General features: G+C 62.1%; 17 protein-coding genes. 6 read left to right on the forward strand and 11 right to left on the reverse strand.

Translation table 11 applies throughout. From position 1 onward, the window contains the following. Window positions 1-173: 173 nt before the first annotated feature. The 3 genes from ACF8GF_RS03225 to ACF8GF_RS03235 form a co-directional block, all read right to left on the reverse strand. Window positions 174-1181, reverse strand: coding sequence for an AI-2E family transporter (locus ACF8GF_RS03225; RefSeq protein ID WP_176683173.1), 1008 nt, complete (start codon window positions 1179-1181; stop codon window positions 174-176). Window positions 1182-1250: 69 nt separating this feature from the next. Next, window positions 1251-1538, reverse strand: a complete 288-nt coding sequence (locus tag ACF8GF_RS03230; protein WP_176683172.1) for a PsiF family protein — start codon at window positions 1536-1538, stop codon at window positions 1251-1253. A gap of 62 nt (window positions 1539-1600) precedes the next feature. Further along, on the reverse strand, window positions 1601-2389 hold the full coding sequence (locus tag ACF8GF_RS03235) for an AraC family transcriptional regulator (RefSeq protein ID WP_392460341.1): 789 nt from the start codon (window positions 2387-2389) through the stop codon (window positions 1601-1603). A 225-nt stretch (window positions 2390-2614) separates the two neighbouring features. Here ACF8GF_RS03235 and ACF8GF_RS03240 point away from each other — a divergent pair, with 225 nt between their 5' ends. Beyond that, window positions 2615-3496: a DMT family transporter gene (locus ACF8GF_RS03240; RefSeq protein WP_176683170.1), complete on the forward strand. Its 882-nt coding sequence runs from the start codon at window positions 2615-2617 to the stop codon at window positions 3494-3496. Between the two features lies 1 nt (window position 3497). Here the strand turns inward: ACF8GF_RS03240 and ACF8GF_RS03245 are convergent, their stop codons facing one another. Next, window positions 3498-4388, reverse strand: coding sequence for a triacylglycerol lipase (locus ACF8GF_RS03245; protein ID WP_209963162.1), 891 nt, complete (start codon window positions 4386-4388; stop codon window positions 3498-3500). 124 nt (window positions 4389-4512) lie between these two features. Between ACF8GF_RS03245 and osmE the strand changes: the two genes are divergently transcribed. Further along, complete coding sequence (gene osmE, locus ACF8GF_RS03250) at window positions 4513-4854, forward strand: osmotically-inducible lipoprotein OsmE (protein WP_176683168.1); 342 nt, start codon at window positions 4513-4515, stop codon at window positions 4852-4854. A gap of 42 nt (window positions 4855-4896) precedes the next feature. Beyond that, window positions 4897-5427 carry a bacterioferritin gene (locus tag ACF8GF_RS03255; RefSeq protein WP_209963156.1) on the forward strand — a complete coding sequence of 177 codons (531 nt, stop codon included), beginning with the start codon at window positions 4897-4899 and terminating at the stop codon, window positions 5425-5427. A gap of 37 nt (window positions 5428-5464) precedes the next feature. Here ACF8GF_RS03255 and ACF8GF_RS03260 read toward each other — a convergent pair whose 3' ends face one another. After that, on the reverse strand, window positions 5465-7531 hold the full coding sequence (locus ACF8GF_RS03260) for an AsmA family protein (RefSeq protein WP_392488478.1): 2067 nt from the start codon (window positions 7529-7531) through the stop codon (window positions 5465-5467). Between the two features lie 340 nt (window positions 7532-7871). On the opposite strand from ACF8GF_RS03260, the gene ACF8GF_RS03265 reads away from it, so the two are divergent. From ACF8GF_RS03265 to ACF8GF_RS03275, 3 genes are all read left to right on the forward strand, one after another. Next, entirely contained in the window at window positions 7872-8369 is a 498-nt protein-coding gene (locus ACF8GF_RS03265; RefSeq protein ID WP_392488479.1) for a phage infection protein, read from the forward strand. A gap of 122 nt (window positions 8370-8491) precedes the next feature. Beyond that, window positions 8492-9127 carry a TetR family transcriptional regulator gene (locus tag ACF8GF_RS03270; RefSeq protein ID WP_003249603.1) on the forward strand — a complete coding sequence of 212 codons (636 nt, stop codon included), beginning with the start codon at window positions 8492-8494 and terminating at the stop codon, window positions 9125-9127. A gap of 52 nt (window positions 9128-9179) precedes the next feature. Then, window positions 9180-10277: an AGE family epimerase/isomerase gene (locus tag ACF8GF_RS03275; RefSeq protein WP_392488480.1), complete on the forward strand. Its 1098-nt coding sequence runs from the start codon at window positions 9180-9182 to the stop codon at window positions 10275-10277. Window positions 10278-10385: 108 nt separating this feature from the next. Here the strand turns inward: ACF8GF_RS03275 and ACF8GF_RS03280 are convergent, their stop codons facing one another. The 6 genes from ACF8GF_RS03280 to ACF8GF_RS03305 all read right to left on the reverse strand — a co-directional run bounded on the left by ACF8GF_RS03280 (window position 10386) and on the right by ACF8GF_RS03305 (window position 16841). Continuing rightward, complete coding sequence (locus ACF8GF_RS03280) at window positions 10386-11153, reverse strand: SDR family oxidoreductase (RefSeq protein WP_176683164.1); 768 nt, start codon at window positions 11151-11153, stop codon at window positions 10386-10388. Window positions 11154-11745: 592 nt separating this feature from the next. Further along, on the reverse strand, window positions 11746-12462 hold the full coding sequence (locus ACF8GF_RS03285) for an ABC transporter ATP-binding protein (RefSeq protein WP_176683163.1): 717 nt from the start codon (window positions 12460-12462) through the stop codon (window positions 11746-11748). Beyond that, window positions 12459-13334, reverse strand: coding sequence for an ABC transporter ATP-binding protein (locus ACF8GF_RS03290; RefSeq protein ID WP_176683162.1), 876 nt, complete (start codon window positions 13332-13334; stop codon window positions 12459-12461). Before ACF8GF_RS03290 ends, ACF8GF_RS03285 begins: the two co-directional genes overlap by 4 nt. Further along, entirely contained in the window at window positions 13331-14632 is a 1302-nt protein-coding gene (gene livM, locus ACF8GF_RS03295; RefSeq protein ID WP_176683161.1) for a high-affinity branched-chain amino acid ABC transporter permease LivM, read from the reverse strand. The genes ACF8GF_RS03290 and livM overlap by 4 nt, the downstream gene beginning before the upstream one ends. 2 nt (window positions 14633-14634) lie before the next feature. Then, window positions 14635-15549 carry a branched-chain amino acid ABC transporter permease LivH gene (locus ACF8GF_RS03300; RefSeq protein WP_176683160.1) on the reverse strand — a complete coding sequence of 305 codons (915 nt, stop codon included), beginning with the start codon at window positions 15547-15549 and terminating at the stop codon, window positions 14635-14637. 155 nt (window positions 15550-15704) lie between these two features. Beyond that, window positions 15705-16841: a branched-chain amino acid ABC transporter substrate-binding protein gene (locus ACF8GF_RS03305; RefSeq protein WP_176683159.1), complete on the reverse strand. Its 1137-nt coding sequence runs from the start codon at window positions 16839-16841 to the stop codon at window positions 15705-15707. Window positions 16842-17315: the final 474 nt, after the last annotated feature.

A 17315-nucleotide genomic window follows, 5' to 3' on the forward strand; every position in this document is an offset into this window, starting at 1 on the left:
AGGCCGGCCCTGCTGGCCAATCTCTACCCGCCGTTCACCGATGCCGCCGCTACCGTATTCGCGGGTAAACCCGCTCCTACGCCCGATCGGGGTGGAGACACATCGGTGATTGACCACAGGCCCCTGTAGGAGCGGGTTTACCCGCGAAAGGGCCGGTACAAGCCACTACATGATCAGACCAGCTCCGCCCGCTTCAGCTCACTCTTCAGATAGGCATAGTAGATGGGCCCCGCCACGACACCAGGCAGCCCGAACGCCGCCTCGAATACCAGCATCGCCAGCAGCAATTCCCATGCCTTGGCACTGATCTGCCCACCCACGATCCGCGCGTTGAGGAAGTACTCGATCTTGTGGATGACGACCAGGTAACCCAGCGCCGCCGCCGCCACCCAGATCGACAGCGACAGGCCGACGATGGTGATCAAGGTATTGGACATCAGGTTGCCGATCACCGGCAGCAGGCCCAGCAGGAAGGTCAGCACGATCAGCGTCTTGGTCAGCGGCAGGTGCACGTCGAACAGTGGCATCACCACGGCCAGGAAAACGCCGGTGAAGATCGTGTTGAGCAGCGAGATCTTGATTTGTGCGAACACGATGTTGCGAAACGCCTTCACCAGCAGGCTAAGACGCTCGAACAGCGCCGCCGCCAGGGGCTTGCGCCGGGAAACATCGGGAATGCGCTGCAAAGCGATGATGGCGCCGAGGATCATGCCGATCAGCAGCGTCACGAACATGTGTGCCATGCCCTTGCCCACCAACTGCAAATCGCTCAGGTGACTCTTGATCCAGTCGCCGATGGCCACCTTGAACTCTGCGGCACTGGCCGGCAGGTAGCCCTCGATGAAGGGTGGCAACTGACCGCGGGCCTGCTCGACCAGGGCAATGAACTTGTCCAGCGAGGCACCGGGGTTTTCCGCCTCGTGCAGCAGGAAGCTGAAGGCACCGGCAATCAGCAGTGTCAGGGTGCTGACCACCAAAGTGCCGAGCAGCGCCACGGCCAGCCAGCGCGCACGCTGGCCAGCAAACAGCGGTTGCAGGCGCGGGGTCAGCATGTTGACCAGTTCGAACACCAGAAGACCGGCCAGCAGGCTGGGCAGCAACTTCAGGGGCAAAGCCAGCAGCAGCCCGGCCATGACGATGATCAGGCTGGCCAGGGTGATCTGACGGGGGGTAAAGGTCATACAGCCTCGACGGCAGACAGCGGGAATGCCGCAGTCTGCCAGCCTTGGCGGCGCAGGCATAGGCGCAGGTCATTTCTTCTTCAGGCAGTCACTCATGAACGCCTTGCGCTCGTCCCCCTTCAGGGCTTTGGTGGTGGCGTCAGCATTGCAGGTCTTCATTTTCTCTTGCTGGGTGTGTGGCACATCCTTTTTCAGGCAGGTGCTCATGAACGCTTTGCGTTCATCGCCCTTGAGGGCCTTGGCGGTGGCGTCGGCGTTGCAGGTTTTCATTTTTTCCTGCTGCGCGGTATTGGCAGCGAAACCTTGGGCACTGAACAACACCGCCAGCGCCAGTAACGGGATTTGCAGCACTTTCATGGAGTGGTCTCCTGGGCTCCGCGCCCGATGCACGGGGTCGAGCTGAGTGTAGCCAAGAATGTTCAGCGCCCCGCCCGCGCCTGCCGGCGGTACTGCTCGGGCGTACACCGGGCCTGGCGCTGGAACATGGCGATGAACGCCGAAGCGCTGCTGTAGCCAAGGTCGAAGGCAATGGCCTGAATCGGCAGGCCGGCTTCCAGCGCTTCGATGGCACGCAGAAAACGCAGGCGCAGGCGCCATTCGCCAAAGCTGATGCCCAGTTCGCGCAGAAACTGGCGGGCCAGGGTGCGTTCGCTGACGTGCACGCGGGCGGCCCAGTCGGCCAGCGGGCGGTTGTCCCCCGGCTCGGCGCTGAGCGCGCCGAGCACCTGGCGCAAGCCATCGCTGTGGGCAAACGGCAGGTAGCAGGCCAAGGTGGGCGCCAGCAGCAACTGGTCAAGCAGTACCTGTACCAGGCGCTGGTCACGCTCGTCCTCGGCCACCTTGAGATTGCGCCGGGCGAAGTCACCGAGGATGGCCTTGAGGATGTCACTGATCATCAGGCTGCACGGGCGCGCTGGCAGGGCTGCGCACAGGCTGCGGTCGAGGTAGATGGAACGATAGACGATGGCCTGGGGGTTGTAGCAGCCGTGCTCGGTGTCGGGCGGCACCCAAACGGCGTAGTGCGGCGGCGACAGGAAGCGCTGGCCGGCCACATCCAGATGCATCACGCCGTGGGCGGTGTAGTTCAGCTGGCCCCAGGCGTGTTGGTGCACGGCGCTGTGGGTGTCGGCAACGAACTCGTCGTGGCGGAAGTACACCGGGGCCGGCAGTTGGGTGAACTGGGGGATATCGAGGTATTTACGCGGCATGCTGTCTGCTTTGCAGGGTCGGTTGTCTGGATAGAAGTATAGGCTTGTAGACAGACATTCGATAATACAGGCCTATCGAGGGCCTGCCTTGCTGGCTTTCGCGGGCTCGCCCGCTCCCACAGGATCTGCGCCAGCCTCCAGGTCTGTGTATCCCCGTAGGAGCGGGTTCACCCGCGAAGGGCTGCAAAGCAGCCCCATTCCAGCCCCCAACGAGTACCCTGCTGCATGAATTACCTGTTCCCCCTCACCGCCATCCTCATCTGGGCCGGCAACACCGTGGTCACCAAGATGTCGGCTGGCGCCATCCACCCCGCGGAGATCGGCTTCTACCGCTGGCTGCTGGCCGCCTTGCTGTTCACCCCGTTCCTGCTGCCCGCCGTATGGCGCAACCGTGCAGCCATCCGTCCGCACCTGGCCAAGGTGTTCGTGCTCGGCGTGCTGGGCATGGCGATGTACCAGAGCCTGGCCTACTTCGCCGCTGGCATCACCAGTGCCACCAACATGGGCATCATCCTCTCGCTGATGCCGCTGATGTCACTGGCGCTGTCCATCGTCTGGCTGGGCCAGCGCCTGAGCTACGGTGCCTTGTTGGGCGCGGTGGTGTCATTCTTTGGCGTGCTTGAAGTGGTCAGCGCCGGCCACCCCGCCAGCCTGCTGCAGCAAGGGCTGAACAGCGGCGACCTGTTGATGCTGGTGGCCACCTTGGCCTATGCGCTGTACAGCTTCCTGCTGAAGAAATGGCAGCTGCGCCTGCCGCCGATGCAGCTGTTGTACCTGCAGATTCTGGTGGCCATCGTCGTGTTGCTACCGCTGTTCCTGCTGTCGGACAAGACCGGCCTGAACAGCCACAACATCGGCCTGGTCCTGTATGCCTGCGTACTGGCCTCGATGGTCGCGCCACTGGTGTGGATGCAGGCCGTGCACCGTCTGGGGCCCAGCCGCACCACGCTGTTCTTCAACCTGCTGCCGCTGGTCACTGCGCTGATCGCCGCCGTGGTACTCGACGAGCAACTGGCCAGTTACCACCTGGCTGGCGGCTTGCTGACCCTGGCCGGCGTAGTGCTGGCCGAACGCTGGACCACGCCGATCCGCCGCCAAGGCGCTTGAGCTAAAGCCCTGCCGCCTTGAGCCGGGCGGCATGTTCGGTGAACAGCCGCACCGGCTCGGCGCCTTTGCCCACTGCACCGAGTGACTGGTTGACGATGTCCAGGTGATCGAGCGGGTAATCGTCGCCGATCACCTGCCCCAGGTGCGAACTGAAACGCCCGACCATGCCATCGCAATGGCCCTTTTCCTTGATGAAGCTGCGTGCGAACAGGCGGCAGAAGCGGCTGCTGCCGTCGAAGCGGTTGCGCCCCTGGTCTGTCAGGCCCGGTTGCAAGGTGCCGGACCAGGAGTAATAGCGTACGCCATTGACCTCATAAGCCCCTTCCCCACCCCAGGTTTGCGGCAGGCCCTGTGGATAAGCCTGGTTGAACAGTGCCACCCCGGCGCTGGTCAGCGACTGGTGCGAGGCGTGCACATCTACCGGCAGCGGCTCACGACGCCAGCCGGTTTCCAGCCACACCAGCAGCACGGCAAACCCATGCAGCACAGCCTTGAGGATGCGCCCCTGGGGTGAATCGCCCGGTGCCGTGCGTTCCAGGTGGTCGGCCAGCTCGGAGCCATGGTTGGGCCCCGCCACCGAGGTGACCGACGCCACCCGCCCCGGCCGTTTGGCCGCTGCGTAACGCGCGCTCAGGGCGCCCTGGCTGTGGCCGATGAGGTTGACCTTGTCGACGCCGGTACGTTGGCAAATGTCGTCAATGATCGCCAGCAACTGTTCGCCGCGCACCTCGCTGGAATGCAGCGGCGAAACCTGCACCGGAAACACCTGCGCCCCGCCCTTGCGCAAGGCCGGCACAATGCCGAACCAGTAGGGGTAGAGCACCATCCGGACAAACCCGAGCATGCCCGGCACCAGCACCAGCGGGTATCGCGTGGCCAACTCCTGCTGCATTGCCGCAGCTCCTTTGCGTGGACGACGGGTCAACACTACAGCGGCCATGATGACCATCGCAATCGAACTCTTGGCGCGCGCTGTGGTTCAAAAACCACACAGACCCTTTGCAAGGAGCGGGACCATGTACAAGCAGACCCTGGCAATCCTTCTGGCAAGCGCCACCCTGGCCGCCTGCGGCAGCCGCCCGGAAAACCCGGTGGATTACGTTACCTACCGCGACGAGCCGCTGGTCAAACAGGTGGAGCACGGTATGACCATGCAGAAGGTCATCGCCATTGGCGGCAGCCCGTCGAGCGTGATCGACCTGCCGCACGGGGGCACCTGCAACGACTACATCCTCAACCACGCTGGCAATCAGCAACCCTACTACGTGCGCTTCGATGCCACCGGCCATGTCGATGCCAAAGGCTTCAAGACCTGCAAACAACGCCAAGAGGACAGCGACGCCCTGCATGGCGCGTAAGCCTGCGCTCCAACCTGACCCTGACCCCTGCTGGAGATAACCATGAGCAATGTTGAACTGACCGATGTGAAAACCCTGCGCGAGCGTGCACGCCAGCATGTGGAGCAAGGTGCAGTGACCGAGGGTTACCACGCCGACCGTGAGCAGATCCTGCGCCTGCTTAATGAATCGCTGGCCACCGAACTGGTCTGTGTGCTGCGCTACAAACGCCACTACTTCATGGCCAGCGGCATCAAGGCCGGTGTGGCTGCCGAGGAATTTCTGGAACATGCCAACCAGGAAGCCGAACATGCCGACAAGTTGGCCGAGCGCATCGTGCAACTGGGTGGGGAACCGGACTTCAACCCCGACAACCTGACCAAGAACTCGCATGCCCAGTACGTGGCCGGCAACTCGCTGAAAGAGATGGTGCTGGAAGACCTGGTGGCAGAGCGGATCGCCATAGACAGCTACCGGGAAATCATTCAGTACATCGGGGATAAAGACCCGACTACCCGTCGTATATTCGAAGACATCCTGGCGCAGGAAGAAGAGCACGCGGACGATATGTCCGACCTGCTGCAAGGCCTTTGATTTCTGACACTCTCCTGGGGCCGCTTGCGGCCCCTTGCTATTTCCGCGCGTTCACTGTCGCCGGCGCCTTGCCTGCCTTCATCTGCTGCAACAACGGCGTGCACTGGTTCGGGTCATCCCCGCTGCTGGGCGCGATCAGCGCCAGCAACCCTGCCGCCGGCCCTGCAACCACACCCAGCGCAACCATCCCTGCGCCACGTAACGCCAGCGGCAGCGCCTGCACACCGGCGTTCGGTCTGGCGAACGATCCGCGCACATACAACGGTGAACGCAGCGAGAACAACCGCAGCCCTTTCGATTCCGGGGTGATGTTCAAATCCAGTTGCTCGGAAGCGAAATTCGCCGTGCCGTCGATGTAGATGATCGCGTTCTCGGTATCGAAGATGAACAGCCGCGTAGTCGCCAGGCCATCCTTGATGCCAACATCGGCCGCCGCACAGTTGATCTTCACGTCCTCATCACCAAACAGCTTGCCGACCACATAGTTGCCCACGTTCAACCCGGCAATTTCCATCAGGCTGCGGCTGATGGCGCCATCGTTGATCAGCATGCGCAGGTCGCCATTGGCTGTCCCCAGCAAGGCGGCTACCGAGTTGCCACGGCCGCTGATATCGGCGTCGCCATTGAGCTCACCAAAGCTGGTCTGCATCGGTGCAAAGGTGGGGAACAGTTGTTTGAGCTTGAAGCCGCGAGCAGTCAACTTCGCACGCCCCTGCAAGGGCACACTGCGCCCGTCCAGGCGGATGTTGGAGGCCAGGCTGCCGCCGGCCACGCCAAAGCGCAGGGGCTCCAGGCGCAACAGGCCGTCTTCGAGCATCACATGGGCCGACAGATCATTGAACGGCAGTTGCGCGCTGTGCACGATGCGCTTGCCAGCGAAAGTGACGTCAGCATCCATCGCGCGCCAGCGCTCGGTGCGAAACGCCTCCACTGGCAGCACCTTGCCCACAGGCTGCTTGCTGGCACCGCCGCGGGCCTTCTGTTCGGCATTGGAGTCGGCGCCGATCAGCGGCGCCAGGTCCTTGAACAGCAACTGGTTCGATACCAGGTTACCGGACAGTCTGGGCCGTGGCTGGCTGGCAACGAAGGCCAGGTCCCCGTGGATATCGCTGTCGCCGATCTTGCCGTTGAAGCCCTGGTAATTGAACGTCGCCCCTGGCGCCGCACGCAGGTTGGCGCTGAGGCGACCGTCGGTGGAATAGGCCGGGGTGTCAGGCAAGGTGACCCCGGTCAAGGGGTAGAGGTTACCCAGGCTGGCACCCGACAAACGCAGGCGCAGGTCGAGGGCGCCAAGATTACGCGGGTCGGTGAGGGTGCCGGCGAGGACCACATGGGTGTCAGCGATGCGCACGTCAGCCTGCAGAGGGAACGGCTGGCTGGCGTCCTGCAGGGCCAGCAGGCCACCGATCTTGCCGGTGCCGGACACTGGCTGGCCTTTATAGCGGCCCTGGGCCTTGAGGCCGAAGGCATAGTCCTGCGCACCACCGACCTTCTCGGCGCTGGCCTTGCCGACAATCTCACTGAACGGGATTGGTTTGCCAAGCGGGTCGATCTGCACCTTCATGCTGGTTTTCAGGGTCTGGTCGTCGAAGCTGACATTGCCCTGATCGAAGCCGATGGCGCCGATGTCCAGCTGCCATTTGGAAGGTTCAGCGTTTTCATCCTTGGGGCCGAAGTCGAAGACCCAGTTGGCACGGCCATCGGCCAGGCGAGTGAGGCTGGCAGTGGGCTTGGTGAGGTTGATGCGGGGTATGCTGATTTGCTGGAGCACCAGCGGCAGCGGCGCCAGGCGAAACTCCACGCGCTCAAGGCCGACCATTTTCGGCTCCTTGAGCCACTCGGGGTTGCCCAACGTCAGGTCTTCGGCAATGAAGTGCGGCCAAGGCACCCAGGCACGCCAACCGCCCTCTTCGGGCTCGGTACGCCAGTGCACGGCGAGGTTGCCGTTGATCGCGAAGGGCCGATGCAAGGCTTCGGAGACCTTCTCGTTGAGCAGTGGCTTGACGCGGTTCCAGTCGAAGGTGGCAATCACTACCACCAGGATCGCCAGCACGGTAAGCAGGCTGGCGAGGGTCCAGACGAGGATTCTGGCGGGACGCGTCATTGCGTAAATCTCCTTGCGGCATGACAGAAAACAGGCGCAGCGATGGCCTCAATAACTCCGACTGATGAAAACCCGTGAGGTTTTATCGATGGCGCCATGATAGCGAAGTTTTTCCTGGCCTCTTGCTCAGGAATTCGGCGCACCAGGACGTACCTGTTACCCACCGCCAACAATGCCATGGGGTTTCCAGAACGCCTGTAATGTCCGGAATAGAGGCCTTTCCAACCTCTATCAATATGGTCGATTGTTACCATTACCCATATGAACTTCTCTCTGGCGTTACGCGGCGTAGCATTGGCTCCGTACCCACTTTCCAGCCCCCGAGAGGAGCACCGAAATCATGAAACGCCATCTGCTGACCCTGACCCTGTCCCTTCTGGCCGCCAACGCTTTCGCCCTGCCAGCGTCCGAGCAACACCTGACATCCGAAGCGCGCTCCAGCGCTGCCGAAATTGCCCAGCCGCTGAAAACCGTAGCTGAAGGTGGTTCCGATCGACTGATCGAACGTACTGGCCGTGTCGCCGAAGGTGGCTCGGATCGCTTGATCGAACGTACTGGCCGTGTCGCCGAAGGTGGCTCGGATCGCTTGATCGAACAAGCTGGCCGTGTCGCTGAAGGTGGCTCGGACCGCCTGATCGAACAAGCTGGCCGTGTCGCTGAAGGTGGCTCGGACCGCCTGATCGAACAAGCTGGCCGTGTCGCTGAAGGTGGCTCGGACCGCCTGATCGAACGTACTGGCCGTGTCGCTGAAGGTGGCTCGGACCGCCTGATCGAACAAGCTGGCCGTGTTGCCGAAGGTGGCTCGGATCGCCTGGTTAAACTCAGCCGTGTGAGCTGATCGCCATGGCCGAAAAGAACAACTTCTGTCACAACGCTTGCTCCCCTCCAGGCCCGGTCCATTGACCGGGCTTTGTTTTTTTATCTAGAGTGCCCAGCCTGACCGTTACAGAAGCCCGCACCATGCTGCCGCGCGCCGAACAGAAGCTACAGACCCGCCAGGCCCTGCTCGATGCCGCCTGCCTGCTCATGGAGAGTGGCCGTGGTTTCGGCAGTATCAGCCTGCGCGAAGTGGCGAAGACAGCTGGCATCGTGCCGACCGGCTTCTATCGGCACTTCTCCGACATGGACGCCCTGGGCCTGGCCCTTGTTGCCGAAATCGACACCACCTTCCGCCAGACCATCCGCCTGGTGCGCCAGAACGAGTTCGAACTGGGCGGCATCACTGACGCCTCGGTGCGCATCTTCCTCGACGTGGTAGCCGCTCACCGCGCGCAGTTCCTGTTCCTGGCCCGCGAGCAGTACGGCGGTGCACAGGCCGTGCGCCAGGCCATTGCCCGCCTGCGCCAGGATATCAGCGACGACCTGGCCACCGACCTTGCGCGAATGAAGCGCTGGCAACACCTGGACAGCGCAGCGCTGGCGGTGATGGCCGACCTGGTGGTCAAGACCGTGTTCGCCACCCTGCCCGAGCTTATCGACAACCCGGAAGCGGGTTATCCACAGGCCCTGACGCCTCAGGAAAAAATCACCCAGCAGTTGCGCTTCATCTTTGTCGGGGCACGGCATTGGCAGGGGCTCGGCAACCCAGGCTACTGAAAACCTCACTTCTGCTACCATGGCGCCCTGCCCGACAGCGACGAGCGCCTAAATGTCCGACCCCCGCCCCACCTTGCCCGAACTGGCCCGCTTCAACCAGCACTTCGCCGAACGTATCGTGCCGCTGTGGCAAGGCCCGGGCTGGAACGCCGACATGGCCCTGCCCTACGAAGCGCTGGACGCCCAGCACCATCCGTTGCCGGTGCAGCGCTACCGCGCCATGGCCTGTGCGCGCCAGCTTTACCTGTTCAGCAGCCGTATCGGTCAGCCGGGTGCCGCCGAGCGTGCCGCAGCCCTGTTTCGCTCGCTGCAAAAGCACTTCCACGATGCCGAGCACGGTGGCTGGTTCTACAGCATCGACGCCCACGGCAAGCCGCTGGACCGGCGCAAGGACCTGTATACCCACGCCTTCATCGTGTTCGCCTGCGCGCACTACTGGGGCAAAGTGCGCGAAAGCCTGGTGGAGTCCACGTTGAATGCCGCGCTGGCCATCATCGACCAGCAGTTCACCCGTGACGATGGTCTCTTCGAAGCCTGCCTGGGCGAAGACTGGGCCGACCTCGGCAGTGGCCCGCTGCAAAACCCGCAGATGCACCTGGCCGAAGCGTTCCTGCAGGTACTGGCTGTGCGTGGCGACGAACATGTCCGCCAGTCGTTGCTGCAACTGTGTCAGGCGCTCGAGGCACACTTCATTGAACCGGCCCATGGCCTGATGCTGGAAAAGCCACGCGGGGTTGTGGATAACTGGTTCGAGCCGGGGCACCAGTTCGAGTGGTTCTATCTGTTGCATACCTCCCCGCTGCTGCGTAACACGCCGCTACATGCCTCAATTGACCGGGCTTTCAGCTTTGCCGAGCAGTTCGGGGTGAAAGATGCGGCAGTGCTGGCAATGCTGAATGTGGATGGCCGGGTGCTCGATGCCTCCCAGCGCATCTGGGCGCAGGCCGAGTATCTGCGGGCGCTTGCGTTGCGCGCGGGTGGCGAGGCGAAGCTGACGGGGCAGTTACAGGCGCTGGAGGCGCGGTTCCTGCGTGACGCCGGCTGGTATGAATGCAGGGATGGTGAGGGGGCGGTTAGCCGGCACGATATGCCTTCTACTACGCCTTACCATTTAGCGACCTGCCTGGAAGGGTTGCTGCGCCCGAGCTGACGTATTTGGCAGGCAAGCCTGCTCCCACAAGCTGCACTGCCCTTGAAGCTGTTGGGTCTTTGTGGGGGCCTCCGCCAATGGGCCGCAAGGCGGCCCCAGCAACAATTATCAGCCCTTGGCCGAACGATCGATCGAGAACCCTGCCCAGTCCTGGCTCACCGGCATCAGTTCCAGGCTGTTGATGTTGATGTGTGCCGGCTGATTGAGGATCCAGAAGATGGTCTCGGCAATATCCTGTGGCTGGATCGGCTCCGCACCCGCGTAGGTAGCATCGTACTTGGCCTGGTCGCCCCCGAAGCGCACCAGCGAGAACTCGCTCTCGCACAGGCCCGGCTCGATGTTGCTCACACGCACGCCGGTACCGCGCAGGTCGCAACGCAGGCTCAGCGAGAACTGCCCGACGAAGGCCTTGGTGCCGCCATACACGTTGCTGCCCGGGTACGGATAATTGCCCGCCACAGACCCGACATTCAGGATCGTCGCGCCACGGCCATGGGCGATGAGCCGTGGCAGCAGCAAACGAGTGGTGAACATCAGGCCCTTGATGTTGGTGTCGACCATGGTTTCCCAGTCGTCCAGGCTGCAGTTCTGCGCAGCATCCACACCCAGCGCCAAGCCGGCGTTGTTCACCAGACCGCGAATCTTTTCAAAGCCGACCGGCAGATGGGCAATAGCCTGCTCCATGGCCTTGCGGTCACGCACATCCAGCACCAGGCCATGCACTTCGGTCTTGGTCGACAGTTCAGCGCACAGGGCATCCAGGCGCTCTTTGCGGCGCCCAGTGAGTACCAGCTTCCAGCCGGCTTCGGCGAAGCGGCGGGCGGTGGCCTCGCCGAAACCGGAAGTCGCGCCAGTGATGAATACGGTGGACGTCATGCTCTGTTCCTCACGGTAGGTTGTCATGGCAGCTTTGCAGCATGCCCGCGCACGGCGCAGGCAGCAAGCCGCTAAGGGGCTGTTCATTTTTTGTTCATACTCGTCAAACCCTTGCTGCAGAGGGCTCGCCGCCAGGTATGCGCATGTTATCCACAAGGCTTTCCCCACGGATTGGGGGCAACTTGTTCACTGCACGGAACCCTTTCAGCGCTCCGTGGTCGGTGGACATCTTTCAGGTGATGGCGCAAGGCTTTCAAGCATGCCGCCTGCAGCGGTCTGTCCAACGTTTTTTCACAGAGTTATCCACAGGCTTTGCGCTGCGCACGAAGTGCACGCAGGGCCTTTGAAAACTGGGGAAAACCATCCACTAAGGGGATATGAACAAAAAATGATCATATCGCTACAGGGCCTGAGTCTAAAGGCATCGAGCGATATGCCACCATGTTTTCCACAGGCGGCTCCACATTATCCGTGGAAAAGATATGGCCTGTGGAAACAATGGCTTGCGGGGGAATATTGGCGTGTGGCGAGAGAAGGGAACGACAAGTTTTCCACATTGGGAAGGGGCTGCATTGCAGCCCCTGCATACCACTCAGTGCCCACCAAGATAAGCGTTACGCACTTCCTCATTGACCAACAGTTCCTGCCCGGTCCCGGTCATGCGAATCTGCCCGTTGACCATCACATACGCCCGGTCCGACAGTTTCAGCGCATGGTTGGCGTTCTGCTCCACCAGGAAGATGGTCATCCCGGTCTTGGCCAACTCTCGCAGGGTAGAGAAAATCTGCTTGACCACGATCGGCGCCAGCCCCAGCGAGGGCTCGTCCAGCAACAGCAACTTCGGCCGGCTCATCAGTGCCCGGGCAATCGCCAGCATTTGCTGCTCGCCACCGGACATGGTCATGGCCCGCTGGTTACGCCGCTCCTTCAACCGCGGGAACAGCTCGTACATGCGCTGCATGTCTTCGTCGGCATGCTTGTCGCCAATGGGGATGGTCCCCATCATCAGGTTCTCTTCGACGGACATGTCGGGAAACACCCGGCGCCCTTCCGGCGACTGGGCAATGCCGTTGGAGGCGATGTAGTGCGAGGATTTGCGGGTGATGTCGGTGCCGCGGTACACGATACGCCCGGATGCAGCCCGCGGCTGGCCGAAAATCGACATCAGCAGGGTCGACTTGCCGGCACCGTTGGCACCGATCAGGCTTACAGTCTCGCCCTCGTTGATGTGCATCGAGACTTTCTTCAGCGCCTGGATCGGCCCATAGAAGACGTCCAGGTCCTTCAGCTCGAGAATGGGTGCACTCATACCAGTTCCTCTTCGTCTGCACCCAGGTAGGCGGCAATCACCGTCGGGTTGTGGCGGATGTCCTGCGGCGCACCTTCGGCAATCACAGTGCCGTGGTCCAGCACCACGATATGGTCGGAAATGCTCATGACCATACCCATGTCGTGCTCGATCAGCACCACCGTGATGTCGTGCTCGTCACGCAGCACACGGATCATGCGGCTGAGTGCCTCGGTTTCCTGCGGGTTCAGGCCCGCCGCCGGCTCGTCCAGGCAGATGATCTTCGGCCGCGTGCACATGGCCCGGGCAATTTCCAGGCGCCGCTGCTGGCCATACGACAGCTCGCCGGCCAGGCGGTTGGCGCAATCGACCAGGTCGACCACTTCCAGCCAATAGAAGGCGTGATCCAGTGCATCGCTTTCGGCCTTGCGGTAGGCCTTGGTGTTGAGCACCCCGGCCAGCAAGTTGCGGTTGACCCACATATGCTGGGCCACCAGCAGGTTCTCCACCACCGACATTTCCTTGAACAGGCGAATGTTCTGGAAGGTGCGCGCCAGGCCGGCGCGATTGACCAAGTGGGTACCACCGAACATCTTGTAGTACATACGGTTGGCAAAGCGCGCAGGCGATAAGAAGTCGGCCGCCTGGAAGCGTTCGCCGAGCAGTTGGATGACGTTGGTGTGGCTGCCACGCACGTTCAGCTCGATACGTCCGCCACTGGCCTTGTAAAAGCCGGTCAGGCAGTTGAACACCGTGGTCTTGCCGGCGCCGTTAGGGCCGATCAGGGCAAAGATCTGGTTGCGCCGGACCTTCAGGCTGACGTCGCTGAGCGCCTTGATGCCACCGAACTGCATCATCAGGTTGTCGACCGAGAGAATGATATCGTCGCTCATGGCGCCACTCCTTTACGCGGGGTCACACCGGCACGGCTGATGCGGATCAGCCCACGCGGTCGCCAGATCATCATCAGCACCATCAGCACGCCGAACAACAGCACGCGGTACTCGGAGAAGCTGCGCAGCAGCTCCGGCGCCACGGTCAGCACGAACGCGGCGATGACCACGCCCACGGTCGAGCCCATTCCGCCCAGCACGACGATGGCGAGGATCAGCGCCGACTCGAAGAATGTGAATGACGACGGGTTGACGAAGCCTTGGTAGGTGGCGAAGAACACCCCCGCCAGACCGGCAGTCGAGGCACCCAGAGTAAAGGCCGACAGCTTGACCAACACGTGGTTCAGGCCCATCGAACGGCAGGCGATCTCGTCTTCGCGCAGCGCTTCCCAGGCCCGGCCGACCGGCATGCGGGTCAGACGATGCTTGATGTACAGCACAGCCAGCACGACCATGAACAGCACCGCGTAGATGAACACGAACTTGAGGCTGGCGTTGTACTCGAAGCCGAAGAACTCGTGGATCGGCACGCCGCCATCCTTGGCCCGGCGGCCGAACTCCAGGCCGAAGAGAGTGGGTGAGGGCGCCGGCATGCCGTTGGGGCCACCGGTGAACGATAGCCAGTTGTTCAGCACCAGGCGGATGATCTCGCCAAAGCCCAGCGTCACGATCGCCAGGTAGTCACCGTGCATGCGCAACACCGGGAATCCGAGGATGCACCCCGCCAGCGCCGCAGCGATGGCCGCCAACGGCAGCACGCTCCAGAAGCCCAGCCCCAGGTATTGATAACCCAGCGCCAGGCCGTAGGCACCGATGGCATAGAACGCCACATACCCCAGGTCGAGCAGGCCGGCCAGGCCGACCACGATGTTCAGGCCAAGGCCCAGCAGTACGTAGATCAGGCCGAGGATGACCACGGTCAGCAGGTACTTGTTGGCGAAGATCGGGAAAACGATGGCAATCACGATCAGCGCAGGGATGATGTAGCGCAGGCGCGACTTGTAGTCCGGGGCGGTCACATGCACGCCCGAGCCACCGCTGTCGAAGCCCAGGAGCATGCGTTGCCCGGGGGCAGTCTGCAGGAACAGGCTGAGCAGGAAGCGCCCAACCATCACACCGCCGACCAGCCAGGCCACGCGGCGCGGCTCGGCATTGAAGGTGTAGCCGTCAAGTACCACGCCAACGACCGGACCGAACACGATAAGTGCCAGCAGGCCAGCGACAATGGTCTCCAGCAGGCTGCGTTTAAGGTCGAAACCCTTGGTTTCGCTAACAGAGGCAGTTTTGGCAACGGACATGTTCACACCTTAGCCACGAGCGGGCGACCCAGCAGGCCTTGTGGGCGGAAGATAAGGATCAACACCAGCAGCGAGAAGCTGAACACATCCTTGTAGTCGGAGTTGATCAGGCCTGAGAACAGCGACTCGGAAATACCCAGGATGATCCCGCCGAGCATCGCACCCGGCAGCGAGCCGATGCCACCGAGCACTGCGGCAGTGAACGCCTTGATACCGATGATGAAACCGGCGTAGAAGTCGAAGGTGCCGTAGTTCATGGTGATGAGCACGCCTGCCAGGGCGGCCATCACTGCACCGATGACGAACACGTAGGAAATCACCCGATCGGTGTTGATACCCAGGATCGAGGCCATCTTGCGGTCTTGCTGGGTGGCACGGCACATGCGGCCGAGCTTGGTGTACTTGATCACGTAGGTCAGCAGGCCCATGCCGACGAATGCCGCCACCAGGATAAAGATCTTGGTGTAAGTCAGTTGCACGAAGCCGGTTCCGACTTCGACACGCATGGCGCCTTCCAACAGGGTTGGCACGCCTTGCTGGCGGGCGCCCTGGCTGATCTGTGCGTAGTTCTGCAGGATCAGCGAAATGCCGATGGCACTGATCAGCGGTGCCAGGCGGGTGGAGTTACGCAGCGGTTTGTAGGCGATGCGCTCGATGGTGAAGCCATAAACGCCGGTGACGACGATGGTGAACAACAGGGTGCCCAGCATCAGCAGGGGGAACGATTCGACACCGAAGTAAGCCAGCAATGCCAGGCTGATCGCCGCGAGGTAAGCGGAGATCATGTACACCTCGCCGTGCGCGAAGTTGATCATGCCGATAATGCCATAGACCATTGTGTAGCCGATGGCGATCAGGCCATAGACCGACCCGAGGGTCAGACCGTTGACCAGTTGCTGCAGGAAAATACCATCCATAACGCAATCTCACCTGATTGAGATTGCACGAGCGCCGACCACGGCGCGGGCCACCTGTGCGGGGCCCTCGCAGCGCAGAACTGTGCAGATCTACGAATAAAGACAGGTACCGCGGGGCTTTGGGCCCGAGCAACAGCCCGGGCCGCGGGCCGTTGTTATTTTTGTTTTTCCAGCTGGTGGTATTTACCGGTCTTGTCCCACTGGTAGACCACGTAGTCGGAGACGGTCAGGTCGCCCTTGCTGTCCCACTTCTTCTCGCCCATGACGGTCTGCACCGGGTTGGCCTTGAGCCACTTGGCAGCGTCTTCGCCCTTGTTCGACTTCGCGCCGTTGAACGCGGCAGCCAGGGCCTGCAGCGAAGCGTAGGCGTACAGGGTGTAGCCCTCAGGCTCAGTGCCGGCCTTGCGGAACTCTTCCACCACCGCCTTGCTGTCTGGCAGCAGGCGCGGGTCGGCGCCGAAGGTCATGTACACGCCGTCCACGTATTGCGCGCCGCCGGCGGTGGACACCAGTTCGTCGGTGACGATGCCGTCATCGGACATGAACTTGACGTCCTTCAGGCCCTGCTCGCGCAACTGGCGAACCAGCGGGCCGGCTTCCGGGTGCAGGCCGCCGAAGTAGACCACGTCGGCACCGGTAGAGCGGATCTTGGTGACCACCGCGCTGAAGTCTTTCTCGCCACGGGTCAGGCCTTCGTACAGCACGGGCTTCACGCCGCGCTTTTCCAGCTGCGCCTTGGTCGCGTCAGCCAGGCCCTGGCCGTAGGTGTCCTTGTCGTGCAACACCGCGATCTTCTTGCCCTTGAGCACGTCGACGATGTAGTCGCCAGCGACGATACCCTGCTGGTCGTCACGGCCGCACATGCGGAACATGGCGCTCAAGCCGCGCTCAGTGACCGCTGGGTTGGTGGAGCCTGGAGTGATGGCAATCACGCCCGCCTCGTCATATACCTCGGACGCCGGGATCGTGTTGGAGGAACAGAAGTGGCCCACCACGCCGATCACCTTGTCCTGATCGACCAGGCGGTTGGCCACGGACACGGCTTGCTTCGGTTCACAGGCGTCATCGCCTTTGACCAGAACGATTTTCTCGCCATTCACGCCACCGGCGGCGTTGATCTTGTCGGCCGCTGCCTGCGCACCTTTCATGTACTGCTCGCCAAACGCTGCGTTTGCCCCGGTCATGGGGCCCGCTACACCGATCTTGACGTCGGCCTGAACATACGAAGAAACACCCAGGGCCGTAGCTACGGCCAGAGCCAGGAAACCTTTCTTGTAAAACGTCTGCGACATGAGGTGGTGCTCCTAGAGTTTTTTTGGTTGGCACTACAACTTCTCAGCCTGGTACTCCGAGCAAGGGTCGTGCCATCGGTTTTGTCTTCCGGGAAAACACACTGTGAAGGGTGCCTGTAGGCGACGGGCGGCCTTTTCTTTATTGAGCGTGCAACCGTCTGCCACGCGGCAGGCGCCACCATACATACAGACAAGGAGCAACCGTCGAGTGCCATCATTGCAACCCTGGCAAGTGTTTACGTGCAACCGACCTGTAACAGCGGGACGTCACCGAACTGCACACCGCTGGTGCACGATTGCTACAGGCGGCACCGTTTCAAGGCTAGCTTGTGCACGGAAAAACACCTCTGTTTAGGCCGTTCCGGCCTCTTCGCGGGCAAGCCCGCTCCTCGTCCCCGCACCGTGTAGGAGCGGGCTTGCCCGCGAAGAGGCCGGAACAGCCACACAAGGGGTAAAAGGCTGGCACAATGTCTG

It is taken from the genome of Pseudomonas sp. yb_5, assembly GCF_043103865.1.
GTDB classification, from domain to species: Bacteria; Pseudomonadota; Gammaproteobacteria; order Pseudomonadales; family Pseudomonadaceae; genus Aquipseudomonas; species Aquipseudomonas putida_Y.